The organism is Streptomyces sp. NPDC058284, from assembly GCF_042881135.1.
Classification (GTDB): domain Bacteria; phylum Actinomycetota; class Actinomycetes; order Streptomycetales; family Streptomycetaceae; genus Streptomyces.
The window spans coordinates 235071-256778 of record NZ_JBHVYE010000003.1 but is presented as its reverse complement, the minus strand read 5'-3'; the positions used below and the strand labels follow the sequence as shown (position 1 = coordinate 256778).

The following is a 21708-nucleotide window of genomic DNA, read 5'->3' as shown; positions in this document are numbered from 1 at the left end:
TTTCGACGATTCCGACGGAAATCCCCGGGTCGTTTACAGCGGGGACCCCGATCATGACACCATCGCGGACCCAGATCGTACCGGCCGATCCAGGAGGCTGACTTTCCCATCCCTCAGCTCGCAAGTAAGTGCGAATCTGAGAGACAGTCGGAATCCTGACGCCGCGCGATCCTAAGGCATCGTCGGAATGAAGCATGATTTCACCTCCTGCTCCCATAATTCCAACGTTGCCGCTGTAAGTCGCTGCGTCTTTGGGACCACAATCTTGTCAGTGGGAGCCCCTGCGCCGTTTACGCGCACCCAAAATGCGGCCGCCCTCTGGTTGGTTCCTGCATCGTGATGCTGAACCCAATCCACAGGATCCTTGTAATCTAAAATAACTAGCACGAAATAGACCGGCACAGCTGAGGTTGACCAGCTGTGCCGCCAATGCAGCTCTGAGCCCCAAGTGGCACTCTTCCCTGATATTTTGAATTGCGAGCTACACTTGATCTGAACTCGCACTGCCGCTATCGCAAATTCCAAGCTGCCGTCTACTGCGATGGCATCCTCATCCGGTGCCGTCTCGTTGAAGCCGACCGCAGCCTGGCTAAATATCGATTTCACATAGGCGACACCGAATCTACCTTTCGCCGTGTTCGGATCCAGCGTGGCGATCGAATGCAAGTGCGTTGCCCCCTCCCTGCCATGCAGCTTCCCCATCCCGGCCCACGGGTCACACCTGCATGACTGTCCGCTCAGCCTTGGGTTCAACCTGCAACGAAATCCAAATCGTAGCCACGAAGTGACGCCCTGTCACTACTCGTGACCTTCAGCTGCCATCGTGGTCAACTCACGCAACGACCGCGTGCCACAGCCGTGCCAGAAGCAGGGGTCAGTAGCGGTCAACAAGGGTGGCTGGCGGGTGATCAGTCCCCGCTAGCTCGGTCAGCGAAACCCGCAGGTCACGTGTCGTACGGCCCAGCCTTTTTCCTAAAGCGGGTGTCGTAACGGCTGCGTCCAAAGTTGAGGGCTCAGGGCGCCGTCGTCACGGGCTGGCCGTCGTGGCTTGCACTGGCCGACGGCACGGGTAGCGTCGCTGAGGCCGGCGGGGGTGCAGCGAGGCTCACGCGTGCGTGGCCGGGCGGCCGACCCACCGTCGTGGCTGACTGTCGTCGGCTGAGGTTCAGACGGCCGCGCCGAAAGCGCCGCCCCTGACCAGCCAAAACCCAGCTCAACAAGATTCCCGGCACGACCCTTTGGCCAAGGATGCCGCATGGCGCTGCAGCATCAGTAGCGCGGCCTCCGAGTTGTCTTCGAAGGATCCCTCTCCCCGCGCCGCTGCCATTAGGATGTCGATGCTGGTGAACTGAGCGGACAAAGTGGCAACTCGGCCGGTTAGCACCTCATCGGCGTCTTGACGGACGTGTGGACTGTCGAGGTCGCCGCTGAAGTCTAAGAGTTTGAGTGGAGGGGTCTGATGTCTGCGGGTGTCGACCCGGTCGTCAGTGCGCGTATGTCCCGAATCCGAGGGCGCGACACCGCACCCGAGATAAAAGTGCGCCGAGAGTTGCATCGGCGCGGTCTCCGGTACCGGGTGAACTTCAAGCCCGTGTCCACATTGAAGCGGACAGTCGACGTTGCCTTCACAAGGCAGCGAGTCGTTGTCCTGATCGACGGGTGCTTCTGGCATGGCTGTCCGGAGCACTTTCGGCCGGCAAAGGGGGACCGGAAGGAGGTTTGGGCGGCCAAGATCGCTGAGAATCAACGCCGTGATCAGGACTCCACCAGGGAGTTCACGTTGGCGGGATGGAACGTTCTTCGTTTTTGGGAGCACGCTGACCCGGTCGAGGTAGCCGACAAGATCGAGGACGAAGTGATCAGACGGTCCGTGAGTCGGCGGTCGCCTTCCGAGATACCGCGTAGGTGATCTGCTCGCATCGTGCTCTCAAGATGGTGGCTAGCGAGAGCGAGAGGCGCCAATCGTCGTCGGTCAGCGGTGCGGTGTTGGGCTTGGTGACGGCGATGGTGATCAATTGCGACTCGGACTCCGCCCGGCGTAGGCAAGCGTGCCAGACCATGCCCTGCAGGCTGCTCATTGGGCCCCAGGTGATGAAGGCCGACTCACTATCGGGGCCATCGGCGAGGCAACGCATCGGTTTCACGTCCAGTGTCTGCGCGCGGAGGGTCCACCCCGAGCCCATGGCGAGCCGAACGACCGACTGCGGACCGGGGTACTCGCGTGTCGTCATCTGAGCCATCGGCCCGACACCTTCGAGCGCCCGACGGTACTGCTTCGCCGGTCCATCCTTAATCCACGGGCGTATCTTCTCCGTGGGCATGAACCTAGCGAGTCGCCCACCGATCTTGGGATCCTTGACGAACCGGTCGTACATCTCCGTCGCTGCGGGCGAAGAGACCTCCTCCCAACGCATGGCGTCGAAGTGGCGGGCTAGCTCCGCGAAGATCTCCAAGCGGATCGGTTCCGGCAGGGTCGCCATCAGCCCCCCTCGACGGGCGGGAACTCCAAACGGACGCTGTCGTCGGCTCCCCCGAGGTCACCCACGTCGGCCATCCATTGGTCCAGGAGTCCCTTTACCCTCAGGTCCTCGAACTCGAACTGGTTCCGTCCGACTGATACCTGCTCGATCTCGCCCTCGGATACCTGTTCTCGCATGTCGTATACCTCGGCCAACCGTCGGATATCGCTGACGAAGTCCAATACCTCCACGTGGGTCTTTCCCTTGCGAAGGCGGAGTCCGCGGCCGAGCTGCTGCACGAAGATGCGTCGACTGTGGGTCACCCTGGCGAAGCAGAGAATGTTGACGTCGGGCACGTCGACCCCTTCGTTGAGGATGTCCACGGCGACGAGGATGGGCACTTCTCCTGTACGGAAGTTGAGCAGCCGTGCCCGCCGCTCCCGTGTTTTCAGCCTGGCGTGCAGCGTCTCGGACCGCTCCCAGCCGGGCCGTCGGGCGAGCAGGTCGCGCATCCGCTCGGCGTGCTCGATCGTCTGGCAGAAGACGATGGCCCGCGGGTTCGTTGTCTGGTCCCAGACCTTCTCGAGGTGTCCCCGAACCGACTCATCCCGCTCGGGGATGAAGAGACGCTTGTTCAGGTCCTTGATGGAATAGCCGTGCTCGGAGGCGTGGCGAACGAAGTCCCAGTCAATGTTGTCGGCGAACACGCGGTACTTCACGTCAGCGAGGTAGCCCAGTCTCATGCCCTCCGAGATGGACACCCGCTCGACTGGTTCGCCGAAGGTCCGCTCAATGTCGTACCGGTCGCCTCGCCAGGGCGTGGCCGTCACACCCATCCGTTTGGCCTTGGGTAGCAGACCCATCATCGTGGCGTAGTTCCCGGTCTCCCCCACGTGGTGCGCCTCGTCCACGATCACCAGCTCGGGGGCGTAGCCCGCTTGGATGTAGTCACGTGCTGTGTTCGATACGCCGAAGGTGACGCCCGGCAGGGAATCGGGTTTCGAATCGCCGTGCAGCAGACGGGTCGGTACGTCCTTGGGGATGTCCCGCCACATCGCCCGTTCGAGTTGTTCCACGAGGTCGATCATGTGCGCGGTGACCAGCACCTTGGCTCCTGGGTTGGCGAGGAGGAATCGTCGCAGCAACCTGCCGGCGACGACCGTCTTGCCAAGGCCCGTAGCGAGGTAGATGAGTGCCTCGCCGGTGTCCTCTAGGGCGGCCCAGGCCGCTTCCACGGAACGGTCCTGATAGGGGTGGAGGTCGAACGGTGTGACTCTCTCCGGAGCGCGATCGTAGATCGTCGCCAGCCGTTGGCCGTCCCAGAGGGTCACGTTGACTCCGACGTCCCTCAGTGCGTCCGCCCGGTTCTTGGCCTTCTGGGTGAACGCCCGATTGGTGACCACGACCGCTCGGTGTATCGCGTAATGCCGCATCGCCGCGTGGGTTTCGTCCACGGCATCGCGATCCACATTGACCGACTTCTTCCATTTCGACTGGAAGATCCAATCCTCACCGTTGAGTCGGCCAAGGAGGTCAGCACCTTTATCCCCGGGACCATCGATGTTGACCACATCCGTGAACGAGATCAGGCCGAGCAACCGCTCCAGCTGGCGCGTGAAGCCCTTCGGGCCTTCCTCAACGAGGAAGGCCGACTCTAGGAATGATCTGTTCATGCCTGGACGATCTCCGCGTCCAGTAGGTCTGCGGTAAGGAGCAGGCGGGACAGTTCCAAGGTGTTCTGCAGGGGTGGGCCCATCACCATCCGCTCGAGGTCGGTGAGGAAGGCGCTAACACGGGCCACTTGGTCCGCCTGCGTCTCCTCGCCGAGCGCAGCGTAAGTGGTGCGGAACAACCCGCCGTCCAGTACCAGTTCGGGACCGCTCGTAACGAGGTCGAGGACGCCCTCGACTCCCAGGTAGCGCGCGAACTCTCCGTTTTCCACCGCTGCCTTCCAATCGACGTCCGGTGCCACCGCGATGGCATACGACTCGGCGGCCCGCTTCGACTGACCGGACAGGGCGGACCAGAACGTGGCCGCGTCCTTCGAGGTGAGATCGGCGAGCCGATCTCGCAAGCCCTCCAGCAGCATCTCCGCGCGACTACGCACCGCGCTGGAGTCCACCCGTCGGTCCGGGAACTGCTCGAGGATCGAGGTCACCAATCCGTCAATGGAGCCCGATACGGAGTACACGCTCTTCAACTGCGGTGCCGCGCAGACGAGCGCGACGTTCAGTGGGGACCACCCGTACCGCGCGATCAGCGTGGTATCGGAGTCCACGTAAATCTCTACCTCGCCAGCTACGATCCGAACCACGGCCGGCTGCCGGTGGCCGTCCTTGAGCAGTTCGACTCCGGAGGTGACGTAGACGCGAAAGACCGCCTGAGCGGTACCAAGGCGAACTTCGCGGTCAGTGTCGGGAAGCAGCGTCGCGTGCTCCCTGTACCTCGCGAAGCGCTGCTCCTCGGTCTCCGGCCGTGTCCCTGCGGCTGGCTCCGGCTGCTTCTGATCTTGGGACGATGAGTGGCCGTCGGCCGCCCCCGTCCCCAGATGTCCAAGCCCCTCCCCGTTGAGCCAGTCATCCTCGTCGGACGGCGGTGCCGGCTCCGGCGGTGGCCCATTCTTGACCCGATCATGATCGGCCGCAGCCTCGTACCACTTCTCGTCGGTCTGATACTCCGGATCCCCGCTGCGGAACTTCTGTGCCCATCTCTTCGCCTCATTGTGGATGGCGGTACTGCCGTTGCCCGGCATGAGGTACCGGAGACCCGGTTTGTTCTCCCGGAAGGCGTTGAAGAACCTACTCATCGGAGAGTCGTTCTCGCGATTGAACAGGCGCTTGGCGAGCTGTGGACGCAAGGGCAGGTCGCCTCGCACCTTCTCGACCATGTATCGCCACTCCGGCGACGACGTGTCGAAATTGGTCTTGCGGACGTTGACCGGCGCGTGGTCGAGATGGATCTCGCCGACGATGCGGCCCATACCGAGTTCGATCGGATACTCCAGCTCAATGTCTCCGTCTGGCCCCTCCCAGTCGAACAGAGACCTGTCCCTTGTCGTAATCGCGCGCCCGCTCCGAAGAAACGTCAGACCGAAGTCGGACTTATCAGCGAACCTCTGCACGCCCAGCCAGCCCACGATCCGGCGCTCTCGCTCCTGGATGTCAGTGCTCTCACAATCGACGCATCGGTCATACCTTGAGGTGTACCAGCGCCCACAGTTCATACAGGCGAAGGCGTTGGTGAGTGGCACGTGGATTTGTTTCGCAGCAGGCGCCTCCGCAGCCTTGTACATGACCGACCGGGTCGGGTCCCAGATACACGGAACGAGAGGGGGCACCTGGCGAGAGTTGACGTACAGGCGCTGGTTCAAACCGCCCATCAGCTGCGCCCCCGAATGAGGGCCATCGGGATCACGCAGCATGTACGTGTAGATCCGCCCTAGGTTCTTGCTGACCTCCCGGATTGAACTCGCCGACTTCAACTTGACGACTACGTCTTCGCGGAGGTTCGTCACCGAGACGAGAGTGCCGTGCTCGTCGGGATCCTTCCGCTCGTAACGAAGGGGCACCTCATACGACGACCGTCGCTGCATCTCTCTAAGATCGATGGTGGCAGTGATCCATTGGTCGTCGCCACGCCGTCCCGAACGGACCTCCGTTACCGTGCCAAGGCGGGCCGTGGCGATGTTGAAGCCCATGCCGAACAGGCCGAGGCTGCCGAACCGTTGCTTACCCGACGTGCCGGCGCTCAGGGCATACCGCAACTCCGCCGGAGACATCCCCCGGCCGTTGTCGCTCACAACAACCTTGGCAGCCCGGTTCACCTTGCCCGCCGTGGGCAGGGTGATGTCTATTCGAGGTTCCAACGTTTCATCGACACGGGTGGCCTCGACGAGTTCGTCGAGACAGTTGTCGATCAACTCGCATAGGCACTGGTGAAGTTGGAGGTCGACCTCCGCGATCATCTCCAAGATTCGGGGGGAGGGCGTCAAATTGAGGGTGCCGGGTCGCGTCTCCGTCTCCGTCATGCTTCGGATCCCTCCGCGCGCAGGGCGGCGTGGACGCTATCGGCCACGACCCGCGCCAACTCGACTGGGACCGCGTTGCCGAGCTGGCGCATCGCCTTGCCCCAAGGGCCATGCAGCTCGTAGTCATCCGGGAAGGTCTGCAAGCGAGCACTTTCCCTGACCGTGAAGTAGCGGATGGAGCCATCCGCCTCACGCAGCATGTTCTCGCCGCCGGGGACCCCGTGATGCCCTGCTTTCAACGTCTTCGCCGGCCAGTCCATCGGGCTACCAGTGTGACCAGGGTAAGAACGAGCTCCGGGTTGAAAGACGTGGTTGAGGACGCCCGCAGTACCTGTCAGCTTTGGCTCGGGAAGACCGGCCAGCGCGTCGCGTATGGTGCGCCAGCGCTCATGGACCTCGTCCGGCCGCAGTTCCGCAGGTATGGGGACGTTAGGCCGTTCCGGGCGTTTCGCCTTGGGCACTTCATGTTCCTGCCAGTACTCGCCAGTTGTCCACTGAGCATGCAGAAGCGCGCGCCTCGAATGTGTGACATGCGGGAATTCCCAGGTCACGTCCAGATCGTTTCGGAAACCGACCAGGAAGACGCGCTGGCGCTGCTGCGGCACGCCGTAGTCCGCCGCGTTAGCGAAGGCGGGGGTGACCCGATAGGCCAACTCTTGGTTGCTGACGTCCTTGCCTGCCGCCCGGAGCCGCAGCAGGTGATCCCCCCACAGTTCGTCAGGTTTCGCGGCGAGGAGAGGCAGCGAAAGCCTGGCCTGGATGTATTGGAAATAATCGGCGAACCTCGGGCGCGCCAGACCCCTCACGTTCTCGATGATGAACGCACGGGGCCTCAGATGGGCGATCGCCTCCGCCGTGGCCGGGAACATGTCACGCTCATCGTCATCCGCCTTACCGCGGCCGCCAATGGAGAACGGCTGGCACGGCGGGCCAGCGGCGACGAGATCCACCTCGTCAGTGATGCGGGACCAGTTGAAGTCCCGGACGTCGCCCTCCTCGACGTGCCAGTTCGCGACGAGCGCGTTCCCCCGGGCCTGGTTCTGTCGCACCGTGTCACAGGCCCACTTGTCCAACTCCAGGGTCGCCAGCGGGTCGAAACCGGCCTCCTGACAACCCAGCGCGAGCCCGCCAGCGCCAGCGAACAACTCCACGCTCGCGAGCCGGGCGGGCGTGTTCCTCATCAATAAGAGGGAGGGGTGGCGAACGGTAACGCTCGCAGGAACGACCGCAGTCTCAGACATGCACTTCTTTCCAACCATAGCCCTAGTCCGAACATCATGATGCCGCACAATCCGACGACCTCGCCAGGACCTACGGGTCTCCTGATCGCCTTCCGGGCTGTGGCTACCTGGCGCCACGGTTGAGGCGACGTCGCCGAGATAGCCAGCGACTGGATGCGCGCGGTCGCCTCCGCGCCGCCCACCGACCTGGCTGACGCCTGCCGCGCTTGGCGCGAGCAAGTCAACAACCGGGCCAGCATGTTGCCAACGGTGTAGTTCAACGTGCTGCCCAGGAGACAACAAACCTTTGACGCACAGCGTCGGCGACGTCCCGCTGCCCGCCTTCTCGCCGAGCACCGCGTGCGGCCGTGTGGAACCGATGAACCTGAGACGCCTGCTCGACCGTCACCTCTGAACTACGGTCCTCGCGTTTCGCACGACGTCCTCCCGCGACTCTCCGGATAGAGCTTGGGGGCAGCGACATGCTTCCCATCCGCCCCACACGGCACGCCAGTTCAGATGTCATCCGTTCGTGCGGCAGACTCGAACGGGCGGGATATGGCCGCTGGTGCGCGTGCGCTGGACTACTGGGTGGTCAAGACTCAGCGAACACCATCGGACAGCAAAGGCTTCGGCGGAACCGCACTCTGCGCTGTTGACTTCGGCGCCCTTGTGTTCGCGGAGTACAGACGGCCCGTGGACCAAACGTGGACGGAGAGCGCACTGTCTGTCGCTTAAAGACCCGTGAACTGCATGAACGTCGGAACACGCAAGGCCCTCCGGAGCCGTGTGCGCAGGTTCGAGTCCTGCCGGGGGCACCTTGTAGTAGGTGCCCAAAGACCCTGTCACCAGCGCTTTCGCTGAGGACGGGGTCTTGGCGTATGTGCAGGCGGTGCCGCTAGAAGCAGCAGTTTGCCGGTGATCACGCAGTGTCGACGTAATGGTCTTGGTGAGTTATACCCCGGCTCAGACGGGCCAAGAAGCCCCCTCGTAGCGGCGCAACCCACTGAGTGGTCGTCGCGTCAGAAGTGGACACCGTAGATAGCCAGAGGTTCGCGATCGACCATGGCTCTCCGTGCTTTCTCCCGGAGCCACTCATCCAGAGGCCGCTCTTGCTCCAGCGCCATCACGAGTTCACGGAGCTCCCCAAGAACGACGACGCGATGGGCCAGGACGCGACGGCACTCGTCTACGGCTGGCTGCGTGAAGCCTGAGGCAGAGATCATCAGGTCACGCACTTCGGCTCTGCCGTAGACCCGCACGAGGTGCTCAGCAACAGGCCCCTTGCCGAGCACGTTCGCCAGCCCGTCGCCGACCATGCTCCCGTCTGCCGTCAGGCCGGCGAAGTCGGAGTCCAATCCCAGCAGGGCGAGTTGATCGGCTAACGCGTTGACGTCGCGCCGCGCATGGTTCCAACCGCGGACGTAGGACGCGCCCGGCATCAGGTCTTCCGTCCGCCTGGCCACCACTCCACGTCGGTCAGTCATGGCGCTATGGCCCTCCTTTGCCTTCATCGACGGTCGGCAGCGATTGACGGGCCTCCAGGACTGGAGCCGGCCCGAAGCCCTCGGCAAGCGCCAGGCGCAGGAGCTCCGCCACGCGCTCCGCCGTGTCGGGCGATACCCGGCCCAGCTCAACCAAGCCGTGTCCGAAGGCATTCAGCTCCGCACGCAGATACGGGAAGTTCTTCTCCAGACCTGCCCTCACCAAGGCATCGCGCAGCGCTGTCGTCGCGTTTCGGGCCGCGTACCAACCGTCGCCATGCAGAGGGGACCACGCAGCAGCGTCCGGCTCGTCGGGTGGGTCGATCGGCATCAGTCGTCCACCTCGTCGCGGAGAACGGTGGCCGCCACGTACGGAGTCGGGTACCGCTCGTCGAAGCGGTCGATCCTGCCAGGAGTTCCGCGGACGCCACCAAGGCAGTCGCCATGGCGACCGGGCGCAACGGGTTGGCTTCCGGCCGGCGCACCGGCGCGCGGAGCCACTGATAGCGGTCGTCGGCCAGCGGAATGGGGCCGGGTACGACCATCGCGGAGCCCTGGTCGAGGTACCGGTACGGAGGCGGCGAGGTCGTTTCCCGGTCGAGGCAGTTCGTGAAGGTCCCACGACTTCCGGAGCCGAGGAAGAACCCGACTCTCTGCGCCTTGCGGTCGACGACCGTCGGACCGAACGGCATGGCGCTGCGCAGGAGGCGGTCGAACATCTCCATACCGAGACGCTGTTCCAGGCTCACCACGTCGAATAGGCGGCCGGTCGGCAGCAGCGTCGGTGTTCGCGGGTCTTCCACCCAGACCTGTCGGCACTCGGCCGCGTTGTCCGCCGCCGCGGAAAGCCACTCCACGCCTCGCCTTGTCATCCGCTGCACGTCGTCCCACCCTCAACCGGAGTCGAGTGCGGCTCAGTGCCGCTGTGAATCCAGACTCGTGGCCCAGCACCAGGCCGGGACAGATGACGAGAGGTGACGGCGGGAGTGAAGGGTTCACGTCTCCATGAAGCCGACCAGTGTCCGCCTACGTGAGGCTCGCGTCGGTCGTGGTTGGAGCCAGCCGCGACTGGTCAGGGAGTTGCGCCAGACAGCCACCCGGCGTGGGCATCAGCTCCCGTCGGACAGCAGCGTCAAGCGGCGTATCGCCAGTTGGGAGAACGGGCACAGCATCCCCGACAGCTTCTACGGGCCGCTGCTCTGCGATGCGTACGGCGTGAATGCTGGAGAGCTCGGCCTGAATCACAGCGAACCCAAGGACGCGGCCGTAGTAGACGCGGCGTATCCCGCAAGCCCGGACGACGCTATCCAGACCATCGGTCAGTTGTGGCGTGCGGATCTCAACCAGTACGACCCTCTGCTCACCTCAGAGCCTTCCGAGCCCGCGTGGAGCGAGGCATCCCTTCGGTGGTTGGTTGCGCCTGAGCCCAGTACTCCGCGCCCGCGGGACGGCGGAGTACGGGTCGGGCTCGGCGACGTGGCAGCGGTGAGGACCACAGCGGATGTGTTCGCCCGCCTGGACGACCAGTTCGGTGGGGATCACGCGCGGCACTCGGTCATCCAATACCTGAACAACGACGTGGCGCCGCTGCTGCGAGGCCGGTACACGGAACAAGTGGGGCGGGCGCTCTTCTCCACCGTCGCGGAAGCCACGCTCCTGGCCGGCTGGATGTCGTACGACTCATGCCGACACGGGCTGGCGCAGCGCTATTTCCTCCAGGCCCTCCGCCTCGCCCAAGACGCCAACGATCGGCGGCTCGCGGGCAGCATCCTGAGCGCAATGAGTCACCAGGCGACCTTCCTGGGGCGGTACACCCAGGCCGCGACCCTTGCCCGCGCGGCTCTCATGGGTATCTCTCCGGTCGCTACGCCGACGCTTCGGGCCCAATTCCACGCCATGGAGGCCCGCGCCCTTGCCCGTACAGGCGATGTCATCGGATGCGAAGCCGCTCTGAGTGCGGCATCCAAGGCTCTGGAGAGTCGGAACAGCGAGGACGAGCCGGAGTGGATCAGCTACTTCGACGAGATCGAGCTTGCTGCTGAGGCCGCCCATTGCTTCCGGGACGTCAACAGCGCCCGCCGGGCGGTGGCCCATGCCGAGAACGCCATGAGCGGCAGCCACGTGCGAAGTGACTTCTTCGCGACCATGGTCCTTGCCGACGCACACATGCGTGCGGGTGAGGTCGAGGAAGCATGCCGCGTAGCTCTCGATGCTCTTGATCTCGGCGAACAGCTCAAGTCCGCGAGGTGCGTCAGCTATCTCGCGGAGTTCCGTCACAACCTCAGAGCGAGGCGCCCGAGCGCGGCGGCACGACGCCTCGCGGAGGAGGGGCAGGATCACCGGCTGTGGATCGCTGCCGGGACGTTCAGCCAAGGATCGGCCAGCGGCTGACGTACTGACGGAGCTTTAGAGAGCACCCCAGGAGTCGTGGCCCCGGCCTGTTCGTAGCGATCTCATACGGCGTGTGAACTCCGCGGCGTGACGTTCACTCGTACCGGCCTGGTGCCCCACCCACACGACCATCATCAGCTCCCGCAGGTCGGCCAGCGTCTCGTAGCCGGGCCAGTTCATGAGGTCGAAGCCGTAGCGGTGCACGAACTCGTCGTACTCAGCCTTGGTGTGCCAGCCGTAGCGGTCGTAGTAGATCGCGGTCAGGATCAGGTCCCACTCGCGTGGCGCCAGGGTCAGCCCATCGAGGTCGATGAGGACCGCGTGACCCTCGCGGTGACGCAGGACGTTCCCGATGTTGGCGTCACCGTGGATCAGGCCGAAGGGGAGGACGAAGTCCAGGCGACCGTACTCCTTGGACAGCCGGGACGCCCGTTCCTCCAGGAAAGAGCGGTCGCCCTCCGAGACGGCGGTCAGGCTCTCCAGGGAAGACGACAGCTTGGCCAGGGGGTCGAAGTACGGGAGGTCCAGCGATTCGGGCTCTTCGAGCCAGTGGAGCCGACGGAGCAGGTCGGCCAGCTCTCCGACCGTCGCGAACTCCTCCCGCTCCTGGACGCTCTCCCAGAAGGTGACCACGCGGCCGCATACGGCGATGGGTTGACGGACGTCGGCCAGCACGCGCGTCGCAGGGAAGTCGGCTTCCTCAAGCCAACGGGCCACCGCTACCGCCCGCTGCATCTCGGTCAGAACGGACGGGTCGCAAGTGATGCGGATGATGATCGGCGCGGACGCGAGACGGTAGACCGCATTCGATCCGAGTCGGAGGAGTTCCGCTCCCGCGGAGTCCAAGCCGGCCGCTTCGCACGCCTCGCGCAGTACGACCGCCACGTCCTCTGCCGTGTCCTCCCCGCCGCTGTCGCGCGCTTCCTCGCCGCTGCCCGAGATCATGGCTCCGACGATACGGCGCGGCCCAGGCCCCGGACAGGGCACCCACGTAATAGGGACGTGATGACCTGGTCGAGGTCACGTCCTTGCGCCGCTCCCCCGCAGATCAGGGGTGTGGTCGCTCTTGCCTCTCACCATGAGGTGCCCAAAGACCCCGTCACCAGCGGAAACGCTGAGGCCGGGGTCTTCGCGTATGTGCAGGCGGCTGCCGCCGTACGGCGACCCGGGCGGCGAAGGCCTTTGATGTCCGGCTGCGTTGTATTCGGGGCTCGGCTCCTGATCAGACAAGGGGCTCGACGCGTTCGGGGGTGCCTGTGCGGGTGACTTCGGAGAGGGCCTTCTTGGTGATGACCTTGGAGAGGTATCCGGAGCCGAACGCTATGTTCATTACGACGTACCAGAACTTCTCTGCGCCGGTCATCTCGGTGAGGCCGTATTCGCTGAGCGCCTTCTTGGCGGGAACCTTTGCGAAGTAGGAGGCTCCGAACGAGATGCATCCGAGGATGTACCAGAAGCTTTCCGCGCTCGTGGGATGACCACTGCCGAGAGTCTACTGCGTCATGGGAGTACCTCCGAACGCCGGCCGGTCCGACCGGGTCTCCATCCTGCGCCTGCTTGAGGGAAATGCACCCCGGTGGTCAGTTGTCTGTTACGGATGCCGGAGCCGTTTGGGCAGGCTTGAATTCCGGACGCCGCCTGTCGAGGGGTGAGGCGGCGAGACGGCGGGTGCGATCCGGTCCGGTCCGGTCCGATTCGGCGCGGGTCAGCTTCGGTCCCGCTCGGGCCGCACGGCCCCCTCCGGCTTCACCTCGTCCTCCTTGAGTGCCCTTGTCTCGCTCTTGAGGATGCGTAGCGACTTGCCGAGTGAGCGGGCGGTGTCCGGGAGTCGTTTGGACCCGAAGAGGGCGATGACCACGATCGCCACGATCAGTAGGTGCCAGGGCTCCAGGGCGTTGCGGATCACTGTCGGGCCTCCGGCTTCTGTGCGGTGCACGGGGATTTTGGCTGCCTGCCACTTGCTATATTGCGCAACTATACAACTGTTACGGACGGGGCGGCAGTGAGGTGGGCAGATGGGTGGGGTCCGGCGTAGGCGGGGGCGGGCGCAGCGGCGGGGGCGGGGGCGCAAGTGGCGGGTGGGGCTCGCTGTTGTGGGGGCTCTGGTCGTGCTCGGTGTGGGGGGTGGTGGCTGGGTCTATCTGAAGTTGAACGGGAGCATCGAGACGTTCGACGCCGACGGGATCTCCGGGGACCGGCCCGCCGCCGGCGGTTCGGGCGGGCAGAACGTTCTCGTCATCGGGTCCGACGCGCGGACCGGCGGCAATCGCGCGCTCGGGGGCGGGGACTCCGACGACATCGGGCGGTCGGATACCGCCTTCCTGCTGCACGTGTACGCCGATCGGCGACATGCCGTCGCCGTCTCCATTCCTCGCGATGCCCTCGTCGACATACCGTCCTGCAAACTTCCGGACGGGAAGTGGACCGAGCCGCAGCACCACGTCATGTTCAACGCGGCGTACTCCGTCGGGGAGACCGCCAAGGGGAATCCCGCCTGCACGCAGAACACCGTGGAGAAGCTGAGCGGGCTTCGGGTGGATCACACCGTTGTCGTCGATTTCAAAGGGTTCTCCGAACTCACCGACGTGGTGGGTGGCGTTGAGGTCTGCCTGCCCAAGGATCTTTACGAGGGCGACCTCAATCCCCGTCGCGGCAGCCCAGGCAGACGGATATTCCGTAAAGGGGTGCAGGAGGTTTCGGGGCAGCGCGCCCTGGACTACGTACGCATTCGCCACGGCATCGGCGACGGGTCCGACATCGGACGGATCAAGCGGCAGCAGGCTTTCGTCAGCGGCCTGTTGAAGAAGATCAAGAGTGAGGGGTTCAGTCCCGGGAAGTTGTTTCCCCTCGCCGATGCCGCCGTCCATTCCATGACCGTCGATCCCGGTCTCGGGTCCGCCGACAAGCTCATCTCCTTTGCCATGTCCTTGAAGGACATCGATCTGCACAACACCAAGTTCGTGACTCTTCCTTGGCGGTACGACGGCGCTCGTGTCGCTGTTGTCGAGCCCGAGGCCTCACAGTTGTGGGCTGCTCTGAGGGAGGACAAGGGTGTCGACGGTGGCGAAAAGCAATCCCGGCGTGAATCCGAAGAGGTTTCCGGGGGTGGGATCGCCGTCCATGTCCTCAACGGCACCAGCGTCGACGGGCTCGCCGCCAAGGCCGCCCGGTCGCTCACCTCGCACGGGTTCACCGTGACCGGCACCGGTACGGCCGCCGGTCAGGAGCACGTCACCACCGTTGTCGAGTACGGGACAGGGAAGGGGAAAGGGAAGGGGGAGGGGCTGAAAGCGCGGGCCGAGAACGTTGCCCGGCTCTTTCCCGGCGCCGAGGTGCGGGCGCGGGCGGCTGCCGAGGGGGGCGGGGTCAGGGTGGTTCTGGGGCGGTCGTACGCCGAGAGGTCCGGGGCCGAGGCGGGCAGCGCGGACAGCACGGGGAGTGGGGACAGTGCGGGCAGCATGGGCAGTGCGGGCAGCACGAGTGGTGCGGGCAGCATGGGTGGTGCGGGCGGCGGTGACCGTCGCGGCAAGGCTCGGGCCGCCGATGCCGGGCCCTGCTCCGATCTGTCCTACGGCTGAGCGGTGAAGCGGCGCCTCAGGGTGGTCAGGGCCGCCGCGTACAGGGCCAGGACCGCGGCCAGGAGCAGGTAGTAGAGGGGCGGCAGCGGGGTCATGGCCAGCAGCGGGCCCAGCGGGGTCAGCGGGAGCAGCAGGCCCGTGACCGCGAGGGCCGTCGCCGCCCAGGTGATCGGCGCGGGTTTGCCGAGGCGTGCGGTCGGGACGCCGCGCGTTGTACCCCGTGTCGCGCCGCGCGCCGCGCCGGCCGTGCCGCGCGTCGTACGCAGGAGCAGCATCACCAAGGCCTGGGTGAGCAGGTTCTCCGTGAACCAGCCCGAGTGGAACACCGACTCGTCCTCCGTCCCCGTCGGGCCCGGCACCGCGAGCGCGAGGATCGCGAACGTCGCGAGGTCCGCCACGGCGTTGAGGACGCCGAAGCCCGTGATGAAGCGGAGGAAGGCGCGCGGGCGCAGTGCGGTGGGGCGGCGCAGGGCCGTGGGGGCGGGGCGCTCGTAGGCGAAGGCGAGTTGGGCCGCGTCGAAGCAGAGGTTCTGGGTCAGCACCTGGGCCGGGAGCATCGGCAGGAAGGGGAGCAGCAGGCCCGCGGTGAGCATCGCTATGACGTTGCCGAGGTTCGAGGAGAGCGTGATGCGCAGGTAGGTCGCGATGTTCGTGCTGCTGCCCCGCCCCGCGGTGACGGCGTGCACGATGGCCGTCAGGCCCGAGGGGCGGGAGGAGCCCGTGGGAGACGCCGTCGGCTCGGTCGTGGCGCGCTGCGGCAGGATCATGTCCGCCGCCTCCCTCGCCACCGGCACCGCGTCGTGCGGGGCCACGCCCACGTCGGCCGCGCGCAGGGCCGGGAGGTCGTTGACGCCGTCGCCGAGGAAGCCCGTCGTGTGGCCGTGGGCGCGCAGGGCCGCGACGACGCGAGCCTTGTCCTCGGGCGTACAACCGGCGAGGACCGTGGTGCGGTGGGCCAGTTCGGAGAGTGCGGCCGGGGTGAGACCGTCGAGGTCGGCGGCCGTGCGGATGTCCGCCCGGTCGACGTCGAGTCCCAGGTCGCGGCAGGCGCGGGCCGCCGTTCCCGGGTGGTCGCCGGTGAGGATCTTGACCGTGACGCCCCGCTCCGCGAGGGCGCGCAGGGCCGGTCCCGCGGCGGGCGTCAACGCGTCGCGCAGCGTGACGAAGCCGCGGAACGTCAGGCCCCGTACGTCGGCCGGGGTCCAGTCACGGTGCCGTGCGGGACGGTCGGCGGTGGCCACGGCCAGCACGCGCAGGCCCGCCTCGGCGTGGCGCGCCGCGTGCGCGTGGAGACGTACGCGCTCCTCGTCGGGGAGAGCACAGTGCTCCAGTACGTTCTCGACGGCGCCCTTGACCACGAGCGTGTGGACGCCGAGGCCGGCGCCGGGGCACGACACGACGGCCGTGGCGAGACGGCGTACGGGATCGAAGGGGAGAGCCGCGATGCCCTCGCCGTGCGTGAGCGCTTCCTCGTCGGCGGCGTCCAGGATCGCCTCGTCCAGGGCGTCTGGCGCGGGCAGGTCGGCGAGCTGGAGGGTCCACCAGGCGTTGACGGCCGCCCAGTGCAGGACTTCGGGGGCGTCGTGGCCCTCGGTGTCGAGGGCGCGATCGAACACCGGGCGGTCCTGGGTGAGCGTGCCGGTCTTGTCCACGCACAGGACGTCCATGGCGCCGAGATCGTGCAGGGCGGGCAGCCGTCTGACGATCACGCCGTGGGCGCGGGCGAGACGTGCGGCGGCCCGTGCCAGGCAGGTGGTGACGACGACCGGAAGCATCTCGGGGGTGAGCCCGACCGCCACCGCCACGGCGAACGGCAGCGTCTCCAGGCCCCGGCCCCGCAGCGCCGCGTCCGCCATCAGCACGAGCGGCGGCATGAGCAGCATGAAGCGGATGAGGATCCAGGAGATGCCGTGCACGGAGCGGTCGAAGGCGGTGGGGAGGGAGGTAGGGCTGGGGAGGGAGGTGGGGGTGGGGAGGGAGGTGGGGGTGGGGAGGGAGGTGGGGGTGGGGAGGGAGGTGGGGGTGGGGAGGGAGGTGGGGGTGAGGAGGGAGGTTGGGGTGAGGGTGCGGCGGCTGTCTGCTCGGGTGGTTCCGGGAGATCGGGGAGTTCCGGTGGCTCCGCCGGTTCCGGGCGCGGCTGGCTGCTCGGTGTACGCCGTGGCGAAGCGCGTCCCCCCGCCCGTCGCCGTCACCACCGCCGTGCCGCTGCCCGCCGTGACGCTGCTGCCCAGGTAGCAGGCGTCCGGCGCGGGCGCGTGGTGCTTCGGTACCGGTGCCGACTCCCCCGTCAGCGCGGCCTCGTTCACGTACAGGCCGCGCGAGCGGAGCAGGCGGACGTCGGCCGGGACCAGGTCGCCCGGGCCGAGGCGCACGATGTCTCCCGGGACGAGTTGGTCGACCGGGATCTCGCGGCGCGCCGGTGGGGCGTCGTCGGCGGGGCGGCGTACGACCGTGGCCGTCGTGGCCACCAGGTCGCGCAACGCCGTCATCGCACGGTCCGCGCGGTGTTCGCCGGTCGCACGGAGCGCGCAGCTGACCGCCACCAGGAGGGTGATCACGCAGGCGGTGCCCCAGGCCGCGACGGTGGCGGAGACAAGGCCGAGGCAGAGCAGGACGGCGGTGAAGGGGTCGCGCAGACCGCGTACGAAGCGGCCGGGCCAGCGCGGGGTCCGCGGGGTCGGCAAGGTGTTCTCGCCGTGGCGGGCCAGGCGGGCGTCGGCCTCCTCCTCGGTGAGGCCGCGCGGTCCGGTGTCCAGGGAGCGCAGGACTTCCAGCGCCGTCGGGGAGGGCGCCGGGCCGATGCGGTTCTCGGCGATCACCGACGCCCTGGTTCCCCTCAGCGGCACCTCGGGCACGAGACCCTCAGGCACCGGTTCCGCGGAGGCGGCGGGCCGGGGTGGCGGACGCCTCTGCCCGGGACGCGAGTTGGGTGACCATCAGGCGCACCACCGTCACCACGCCGGGATCGGCGACGAAGTACACCACGCGGCGGCCCTCGCGGCGGGAGCCGACGAGGCCGGCGAGCTTCAGCTTGGTCAGGTGCTGGCTGACGGCGGGCAACGCGCCGCCCACCCGTTCCGCGAGGCCGCTGACGTCGCTCTCGCCCTGGGCGAGGGCCCACACGATGTGCAGCCGCGCGGACGAGGCGAGCAGGCCGAAGGCGGCAACGGCCTCGGTGAGCAGTTCGGCGGGCGGATCGTCGTGGCCGTCGGCACCCGTCGTCGCCTGCCGGCCTCCCGCTCCCGCTCCCGCTCCTACTCCCACCACCGTCGTCCTTCTTACCCTCGTCCGCTGCTTGCCGCTCCGGCTTCTTGCCGTACGGCTTCCGGCTTGTCGTACGGCTTCCGGCTTCTTCTCGTCTTCGTGGCCAGTCTAGGTCGACCCGGGTGCCGTGATCTGCGCCGCAGTCCGTGGACATGATCAACGCCGACGTGCCGTCTTCGGGCATGCTGGCGGTCGCACACCCGCCGCCGTGCGCGGCACTTGAGAGGAGGCCCGCTCGTGGGCGACTGGATACGTTGCTTCCACCCCGCACCCGATGCGGGGACCCGCCTGGTCTGCTTCCCGCACGCGGGCGGTTCCGCCAGCGCCTACCGTCCGCTGTCGGCCGCCGTCACCGGCGTCGTCGAGCCGCTGGTCGTGCAGTATCCGGGTCGGCAGGAGCGGATGCGCGAGCCGTTCGCCGAGCGGGCCGACGAGGTCGTCGACGCCGTGCTCGGCGCGCTTCCCGGGTGGGCGGACGGCGCGCCGACAGCGCTTTTCGGACACAGTATGGGCGCGCTCCTCGCGTTCGAGACGGCGCGGCGCATGACCGCGGAGGGGCGGCCGCCCGCGGCCCTGTTCGTCTCCGGCCGGCAGGCACCCTCGCTGCCGCCGCGGCCCGCCTCGGCCCGGCGGCCGGTGAGCGAGATGTCCGACCGTGAACTCGTCGAGGACATGCGGACCCTGTCCGGCACCGCGGACGTGCTCCTGTCCTCCCCCGACCTGCTGGAGATGATCCTGCCGCCGGTACGCGCCGACTACCGGCTCCTGGACGGGCACGTCCACCGGAGCGGGCCCCCGCTCGACTGCCCCGTCGTCGCCATGGCCGGTGACGCCGACCCGCGCGTCGGCGTCGAGAACGTGCGGGCCTGGGAGAGCGAGACCCGGGGCTCCTTCGCCTTCCATGTGCTGGCCGGAGGGCACTTCTTCCTCGACGATCATCTGCCGTACGTCACCGACGTCGTCGCCGGCTCGCTGCGGGGGTCGCGTACGGCCACGCCCTGACGGGTGGTGAGGGGAGCGGCCGGCGAGAGGGTCCGCCTCAGGCGGACGCCCGCCGTCTCGCCGTCGCCGTCGTCTTCTTCGCCGCGGCCGTCTTCTTGCCCGCCGTCGTCGTCTTCTTGGCGGCCGTCTTGGCGGTGCCCGACTTCGCGGGCGCCGCCCGGGTCTGCGAGGCCTTGCTCTCAGATGCCTTGTTCGCTGACGCCTTGTTCGCTGGCGCCTTGCTCTCCGATGCCTTGTCTTCCGGTGCCCTGTTCTCCGACGCCTTCGTCGTCCGCTTCTTGGCGGGGGCGGCCTTCTTCTTCGCCGCGGCCGACGACGCCGCGGTCGACTTCTTGCCGCCCACCTGCTTGGGCGTCGCCCGCGACGACTTCCGCTGGATCGGTGTCACTTCGGCCACCGCGTCGTCCGCCGGCTCCTCGCCGCGTGCCGTGCGGGCGGCACGGACGCTGCTCTCCAGGGCGGCGATCAGGTCGATGACCTTGCCGCCGCCTCCTTCCGCGGCGGGCGTACGCTCCGCCGGCCCCGTTCCCTCGACCTTCGAGGCGATGAGTTCCTCGACGGCGTCGCGGTAGTCGTCGTGGAGGGTGGAGATGTCGACCTCGCCTAGGGTGTCCATCAGGGCGTCCGCCAGGTCGAGTTCCGCGTCCCGGACGGTGACGTGCGTATCGGGGGCCACCCCTTCGGGTGCCCGGATCTCGTCCGGCCACAGCAGGCCGTGCATGGCGATCACGTCGTCGACCACCCGCAGCATGCCGAGCCGTTCCCTGCCCCGCAGGGCGAACTTCGCGATGGCCACCTTCTGGCTCCGCTTGAGCGCCTCGCGCAGCAGCGTGTACGGCTTGGCGGCGGGGACGCCGTTCGCCGAGAGGTAGTACGCGGCGTCCATCTGGAGCGGGTCGATGCGGTCCGCCGGGACGAAGGCGACGATCTCGATCGTCCTGGCCGTCGGGATGGGCAGCGCGGCCAGATCCTGGTCCGTGATCGGGATGATCGAGCCGTCCGCGTCCTGGTACCCCTTGCCGATCTCCGCCGACGGCACCTCGCGCTCCTCCAGCTCGCACACCTTGCGGTAGCGGATCCGGCCGCCGTCCTCGGTGTGGATCTGGCGGAAGGAGACCGAGTGGTTCTCGGTCGCGTTCACGAGTTTGATCGGGATGCTGACCAGGCCGAAGGAGATCGCGCCGTTCCATATGGATCGCACGTCCGACACCTCACGGGGGGGGTGGAAGGGGAGAAAGGCATAGGGGGTGATTGGGCTTTTGCGCTTTGGCGCTTTTGTTGATGTATGGGCGTTTTATGGGACTCTCATCCTATGACGCCTATCACCGAGGTGGAGGGGCGACGGCTCCCGCTGAGCAATCTGGACAAGGTGCTGTACCCCGCGACGGGCTTCACCAAGGGCGAGGTGCTGCACTACTACGCGAGTACGGCCGAGGCCCTCCTCCCCCACCTCCGCGACAGGCCCGCCTCCTTCCTGCGCTATCCGGACGGGCCCGACGGCCAGCAGTTCTTCTCCAAGAACGTGCCGCCGGGGACACCGGCCTGGGTGCAGACGGCCGAGGTGCCCCGCTCCGAGGGGGGTGTGCGGCAGATCCTCGTCCAGGACCTGCCCACCCTTATGTGGGCGGCCAATCTGGTGACGGAGTTCCACGTGCCGCAGTGGCGTGCGGGTGCCCCTGCGCAGGCCGACCGGATGGTGTTCGACCTCGACCCGGGGCCGCCCGCCACCGTCGTGGAGTGCTGCCTGGCGGCGCTCTGGCTGCGGGAGCGGCTGGTGGCCGACGGGCTCCACGTCTACGCCAAGACGTCGGGCAGCAAGGGGCTGCATCTGCTCGTACCGCTGGAGCCGACCCCCTCCGAACGGGTCACCGCGTACGCCAAAGGGCTGGCCGTCGAGGCGGAACGTGCGCTGCCCGGCCTTGTCGTGCACCGGATGACGCGGAGCCTGCGGCCGGGCAAAGTCTTCGTCGACTTCAGCCAGAACGCTGCGGCGAAGACGACCGCGGCGCCGTACACCCTGCGGGCTCGGGCCGAGCCGACCGCTTCCGCGCCGGTGAGGTGGGGGGAGGTCGAGGAGTGCGGGGAGCCGGGGCGGCTGGTCTTCACCGCGGGAGATGTCGCTGCGCGGCTGGAGCGGGACGGGGATCTGCTTGCGCCTCTTCTTGATGTGGGGCGGGCGGGGGTTTTGCCGGGGTGAGGTGGGGTGGGTGGGGTGGTGGCGGCGGCGGTGCGGGGTCGTGGGGGCGGTCTGCGCAGTTCCCCGCGCCCCTTAAGGGGGGTATG

General features: G+C 67.2%; 18 protein-coding genes and 1 pseudogene. 5 read left to right on the top strand and 14 right to left on the bottom strand.

From position 1 onward, the window contains the following. Window positions 1–171: 171 nt before the first annotated feature. Window positions 172–666, bottom strand: coding sequence for a DUF4365 domain-containing protein (locus tag ACFVYR_RS07135; RefSeq protein ID WP_384249010.1), 495 nt, complete (start codon window positions 664–666; stop codon window positions 172–174). Window positions 667–1459: 793 nt separating this feature from the next. On the opposite strand from ACFVYR_RS07135, the gene ACFVYR_RS07130 reads away from it, so the two are divergent. Then, the gene (locus tag ACFVYR_RS07130; protein ID WP_389611414.1) at window positions 1460–1909 is read left to right on the top strand and encodes a very short patch repair endonuclease; all 450 of its coding nucleotides are present in this window, start codon (window positions 1460–1462) and stop codon (window positions 1907–1909) included. Here ACFVYR_RS07130 and ACFVYR_RS07125 read toward each other — a convergent pair. The 7 genes and pseudogenes from ACFVYR_RS07125 to ACFVYR_RS07095 form a co-directional block, all read right to left on the bottom strand. Further along, a complete protein-coding gene (locus ACFVYR_RS07125) occupies window positions 1860–2480 on the bottom strand; it encodes a hypothetical protein (RefSeq protein WP_384249013.1) in 621 nt (206 codons plus the stop codon). The two genes, ACFVYR_RS07130 and ACFVYR_RS07125, sit on opposite strands and share 50 nt — an antisense overlap. After that, entirely contained in the window at window positions 2480–4132 is a 1653-nt protein-coding gene (locus ACFVYR_RS07120; protein WP_384249016.1) for a helicase-related protein, read from the bottom strand. The genes ACFVYR_RS07125 and ACFVYR_RS07120 overlap by 1 nt, the downstream gene beginning before the upstream one ends. Further along, complete coding sequence (locus tag ACFVYR_RS07115; RefSeq protein WP_384249018.1) at window positions 4129–6486, bottom strand: ATP-binding protein; 2358 nt, start codon at window positions 6484–6486, stop codon at window positions 4129–4131. The genes ACFVYR_RS07120 and ACFVYR_RS07115 overlap by 4 nt, the downstream gene beginning before the upstream one ends. Continuing rightward, window positions 6483–7667 (bottom strand): DNA cytosine methyltransferase, encoded by a 1185-nt coding sequence (locus ACFVYR_RS07110; protein WP_384249020.1) that lies wholly within the window; start codon window positions 7665–7667, stop codon window positions 6483–6485. Before ACFVYR_RS07110 ends, ACFVYR_RS07115 begins: the two co-directional genes overlap by 4 nt. 1061 nt (window positions 7668–8728) lie before the next feature. Next, window positions 8729–9193, bottom strand: coding sequence for a hypothetical protein (locus ACFVYR_RS07105; RefSeq protein WP_384249022.1), 465 nt, complete (start codon window positions 9191–9193; stop codon window positions 8729–8731). Between the two features lie 4 nt (window positions 9194–9197). Next, window positions 9198–9521: a hypothetical protein gene (locus ACFVYR_RS07100; RefSeq protein ID WP_384249024.1), complete on the bottom strand. Its 324-nt coding sequence runs from the start codon at window positions 9519–9521 to the stop codon at window positions 9198–9200. A 196-nt stretch (window positions 9522–9717) separates the two neighbouring features. Beyond that, window positions 9718–10062 (bottom strand): annotated as a pseudogene (locus ACFVYR_RS07095) (hypothetical protein); the annotation flags it as partial. Window positions 10063–10195: 133 nt separating this feature from the next. Between ACFVYR_RS07095 and ACFVYR_RS07090 the strand changes: the two are divergent. Then, window positions 10196–11581, top strand: a complete 1386-nt coding sequence (locus ACFVYR_RS07090) for a hypothetical protein (RefSeq protein ID WP_384249026.1) — start codon at window positions 10196–10198, stop codon at window positions 11579–11581. A 15-nt stretch (window positions 11582–11596) separates the two neighbouring features. On the opposite strand, the gene ACFVYR_RS07085 is transcribed toward ACFVYR_RS07090, so the two are convergent. The 3 genes from ACFVYR_RS07085 to tatA all read right to left on the bottom strand — a co-directional run bounded on the left by ACFVYR_RS07085 (window position 11597) and on the right by tatA (window position 13517). Next, window positions 11597–12526, bottom strand: a complete 930-nt coding sequence (locus ACFVYR_RS07085; RefSeq protein ID WP_384249028.1) for a phosphotransferase family protein — start codon at window positions 12524–12526, stop codon at window positions 11597–11599. Window positions 12527–12803: 277 nt separating this feature from the next. Next, window positions 12804–12944, bottom strand: coding sequence for a hypothetical protein (locus ACFVYR_RS07080; RefSeq protein ID WP_384249031.1), 141 nt, complete (start codon window positions 12942–12944; stop codon window positions 12804–12806). Window positions 12945–13286: 342 nt separating this feature from the next. After that, window positions 13287–13517 (bottom strand): Sec-independent protein translocase subunit TatA, encoded by a 231-nt coding sequence (gene tatA, locus ACFVYR_RS07075; RefSeq protein WP_384249033.1) that lies wholly within the window; start codon window positions 13515–13517, stop codon window positions 13287–13289. A 79-nt stretch (window positions 13518–13596) separates the two neighbouring features. Between tatA and ACFVYR_RS07070 the strand changes: the two genes are divergently transcribed. Continuing rightward, window positions 13597–15159: an LCP family protein gene (locus ACFVYR_RS07070; protein ID WP_384249036.1), complete on the top strand. Its 1563-nt coding sequence runs from the start codon at window positions 13597–13599 to the stop codon at window positions 15157–15159. On the opposite strand, the gene ACFVYR_RS07065 is transcribed toward ACFVYR_RS07070, so the two are convergent. Both ACFVYR_RS07065 and ACFVYR_RS07060 read right to left on the bottom strand, forming a co-directional pair. After that, window positions 15150–18005 (bottom strand): HAD-IC family P-type ATPase, encoded by a 2856-nt coding sequence (locus ACFVYR_RS07065; RefSeq protein ID WP_384249549.1) that lies wholly within the window; start codon window positions 18003–18005, stop codon window positions 15150–15152. The genes ACFVYR_RS07070 and ACFVYR_RS07065 overlap by 10 nt on opposite strands. Before the next feature lie 16 nt (window positions 18006–18021). After that, window positions 18022–18423 carry an ArsR/SmtB family transcription factor gene (locus ACFVYR_RS07060; RefSeq protein ID WP_384249552.1) on the bottom strand — a complete coding sequence of 134 codons (402 nt, stop codon included), beginning with the start codon at window positions 18421–18423 and terminating at the stop codon, window positions 18022–18024. 237 nt (window positions 18424–18660) lie between these two features. Here ACFVYR_RS07060 and ACFVYR_RS07055 point away from each other — a divergent pair, with 237 nt between their 5' ends. After that, complete coding sequence (locus ACFVYR_RS07055) at window positions 18661–19425, top strand: thioesterase II family protein (RefSeq protein ID WP_384249038.1); 765 nt, start codon at window positions 18661–18663, stop codon at window positions 19423–19425. A 37-nt stretch (window positions 19426–19462) separates the two neighbouring features. Here the strand turns inward: ACFVYR_RS07055 and ACFVYR_RS07050 are convergent, their stop codons facing one another. Next, window positions 19463–20626 carry a Ku protein gene (locus ACFVYR_RS07050; protein ID WP_384249041.1) on the bottom strand — a complete coding sequence of 388 codons (1164 nt, stop codon included), beginning with the start codon at window positions 20624–20626 and terminating at the stop codon, window positions 19463–19465. A 111-nt stretch (window positions 20627–20737) separates the two neighbouring features. On the opposite strand from ACFVYR_RS07050, the gene ligD reads away from it, so the two are divergent. Beyond that, window positions 20738–21622 carry a non-homologous end-joining DNA ligase gene (gene ligD / locus ACFVYR_RS07045; protein ID WP_384249043.1) on the top strand — a complete coding sequence of 295 codons (885 nt, stop codon included), beginning with the start codon at window positions 20738–20740 and terminating at the stop codon, window positions 21620–21622. Window positions 21623–21708: the final 86 nt, after the last annotated feature.